Source organism: Frankia tisae (genome assembly GCF_025403405.1).
Classification (GTDB): domain Bacteria; phylum Actinomycetota; class Actinomycetes; order Frankiales; family Frankiaceae; genus Frankia; species Frankia tisai.
Window position 1 is genome coordinate 1 of sequence record NZ_JANEZT010000570.1, and the last position, 2,730, is coordinate 2,730.

The window sequence follows — 2,730 nt, forward strand, 5'->3', positions numbered from 1 at the left end:
TCTGGAACGTGGCCGGTCGCAGCGAGCTCACGCTCGTCGACCTGCCGGGCGGTCGGAGCCGGCCGCTGCCGGCACCCCCGCGGGACGTCGTCACCGCCGTGCTGGCCCGCCCCGGGGGCCGGGAGCTGATCCTCGCGCTCGACGGTGCCACGGCGCCGGGGGAGATCTGGGCCTGCGACCTGGCCTCCCCGACCGCCGGCTACCGATGTCTGGTCACGCACGGCCCGGCGCGGCCGGCGGCGCTGGTCCGGCCCGTGCCGCACACGCTGGTCGCGCACGACGGCCTGGAGCTGTCCGGCTGGTGGTACCGCCCGCCGGCGCCCCCCGGGCCGCTGCCGACGCTGCTCTACCTGCACGGCGGGCCGGAGGCCCAGGAACGTCCCGCGTTCAACCCGCTGTTCCACGCCCTGCTCGCCCGGGGTATCGCGGTCTTCGCTCCGAACGTGCGCGGATCCACCGGTTTCGGCCGGGCCTTCGAGGAGGCCGACCACCTGCACCGCCGCTTCGACGGCATCGAGGACGTCGCGAGCTGCGTACGGGACCTCGTCGCCACCGGCCTGGCCGACGCGGACCGGATCGGAATCGCCGGCCGCTCCTACGGCGGGTACCTGACGCTGGCCGCCCTCGTCCACTTCCCGCGGATGTTCCGCGCCGGGGTGGACGTCTGCGGCATGGTCGACCTGGAGACGTTCTACCAGCACACCGAGCCGTGGATCGCGGCCTCGGCGGTGACCAAGTACGGCGATCCGGCGACGCAGCCGGCGCTGCTGCGCGCCCTGTCCCCGCTGCACCGGATGAGCGCGCTGGCGGCGCCGCTGCTCGTCGTCCACGGCGACAACGACACCAACGTCCCCGTGATCGAGGCCGAGCAGACCGTGGCCGCGGCCACCGCCCGCGGCGTCGACTGCCGCTACCTGCTGTTCGGCGGGGAGGGGCACGAGGTCGCTGAGCTGGGTAACCGGGTCCGCTTCGTCCGGGCCACCGTCGACTGGTTGGCCCCGCACCTACTCGGCCCGCGGCTGGCCCAGCCCCGGCGCGCCGCGTCGCCGCCGGTCGCCGCGTCGCCGCTGGTCGTGGTGCCGCGCCCGACGCCCGCCGGCGACGCCCGCCCCTCAGCCGGCGCCGGCGGTCCGTTCGAGCAGCACGAGCTCGCCGATCTCGACGGCGTGGCCGCGCCAGGTGTGCCCGGCGAAGGCCGTCTGGCCGAAGGCGACGCAGCCATCGGTATCGGATGGGCCGCCGCCGAGGCCGGCTGAGGCGACGGCCGTGCCGGTGGCGCCATGGGGGGCCGGGCCCGCCCGAGCGGACCGGTGTTCCGAGGACGGTGACCGAGGCCACCGGGCGTACACCGGACCTCGGCACACACATCACCTGATGACACTGACACAATACGCCCCGTGAAAATCGAGGAATTGGAGGCGGAGCGGACCTGGTTGGCATTCGACCCCATGCGTCAGCTACGTCCGCATCTGACGTCGACTGGATTCGTCCGGCTCGTCAACGAGATCCAGCGGCCCGAGGGCTACCGGCTCGTCGCGTCCTGGGACGGCGAGTTCGGCCGGGTCGTCGCCGCGCTCGGCTTCCGGCAGGTGACGTCGCTGGCCGCCGGGCGGCACCTGGCCGTCGACGACCTGACCACCCTGCTCGCCGCCCGGGGACGCGGTCACGCCACCAGGCTGCTGGCCTGGGCCGATCGGGAGGCCCGCCGGCTCGGCTGCGAACACATCCACCTCGATGCCGACACCCACCGCCACGAGGCGCACCGCCTCGCCCTTCGCGCCGGCTACTCGATCTCCGCGTTCCACCTCACCCGCCGGGTCTAAACGAGTAAGTCCTATCTACTCGGTGTCGTAGACGATCAATAATGGGCAACGGTCGTGATGTCGCACCTACCCCGCCGTCGAACCGCGGACCACGAACGATTCACCGGTCGCGGTGCGCGGGAGGCGTCGCGGTGCCGGTGTTCCTCGCGGTGCTCATTTCGATTGTGCTGGGCGTGTAGCCGCTGTTGTTCGCCCTGTTCGGGGTGCCGTTGATCTGGTTCGGGCTCGTCGTGGCGAGTTTGGCGACCTACGGCCTCGAGGTCCCGCCGGGGGTGGGGCCATCGCCGCGGACACCTCCTCCGGCGATGTCGCCGCGGAGGGCCTCGACGTTCACAGTTCATCCGGGGATGTGCGGGTACTGCTGCCGGTCGACGGCAAGGGTTACGCCGCCGAGGCGACGACCGGCTCCGGCGACCGCACGGTCAACATCCAGAAGGACCCGGCGGCGTCGCGCCGCCTGCGCGTCACGACCTCCTCCGGCGACGTCTCGGTGACCTACCGCGACGAGTCCTGAACGGACCGCCTCCCGACCATCGGGGGGCGTCCGCTGTTCCGGCGGCGCTCCCACGGTCGGTGCTCCGGCCGGGGTGATGTCGGTGCTCCGGCCGGGGTGATGGTGACGGACGCGGTCCACGGGGCGGCGGCGCCGTCGGTAGCCCGCAGGTGTCCGCCGGACCGGTCGCGCTGCCGGACGACTCCGCCTGGCGTACCCAGGTACGCAGGGTCTCGGTGCTGATCGCGAGGCTCGCGGCGACAGCCTTGATCGCGGCCCAGGTCGAGCTGTGTCGCGGCCGCGCGAGTGCGACGGAGGCGACGGCGTGGGCGCGAAATCGCGGAGGGTAGCGGGTGGGTCGGGACATGACGGCTCACTTCGGGGTTCGAACGCTGAACCTGGGAGGACGGGGTC

Annotated in this window: 4 protein-coding genes; 3 read left to right on the forward strand and 1 reads right to left on the reverse strand. The window is 73.2% G+C overall.

Going from position 1 to position 2,730, the window contains the following annotated elements:
- The 3 genes from NBZ85_RS29935 to NBZ85_RS29945 form a co-directional block, all read left to right on the forward strand.
- Nucleotides 1–1,256 (forward strand): alpha/beta hydrolase family protein (locus tag NBZ85_RS29935; RefSeq protein ID WP_261563287.1); only part of this gene is annotated, 1,256 nt, incomplete at its 5' end.
- Between the two features lie 141 nt (nt 1,257–1,397).
- Complete coding sequence (locus NBZ85_RS29940; RefSeq protein ID WP_261560602.1) at nt 1,398–1,823, forward strand: GNAT family N-acetyltransferase; 426 nt, start codon at nt 1,398–1,400, stop codon at nt 1,821–1,823.
- A 112-nt stretch (nt 1,824–1,935) separates the two neighbouring features.
- Nucleotides 1,936–2,337 carry a DUF4097 family beta strand repeat-containing protein gene (locus tag NBZ85_RS29945; RefSeq protein ID WP_261560601.1) on the forward strand — a complete coding sequence of 134 codons (402 nt, stop codon included), beginning with the start codon at nt 1,936–1,938 and terminating at the stop codon, nt 2,335–2,337.
- Here the strand turns inward: NBZ85_RS29945 and NBZ85_RS33475 are convergent.
- Nucleotides 2,288–2,683, reverse strand: coding sequence for a transposase (locus tag NBZ85_RS33475; protein ID WP_368861460.1), 396 nt, complete (start codon nt 2,681–2,683; stop codon nt 2,288–2,290). The genes NBZ85_RS29945 and NBZ85_RS33475 overlap by 50 nt on opposite strands.
- Between the last annotated feature and the right edge of the window lie 47 nt (nt 2,684–2,730).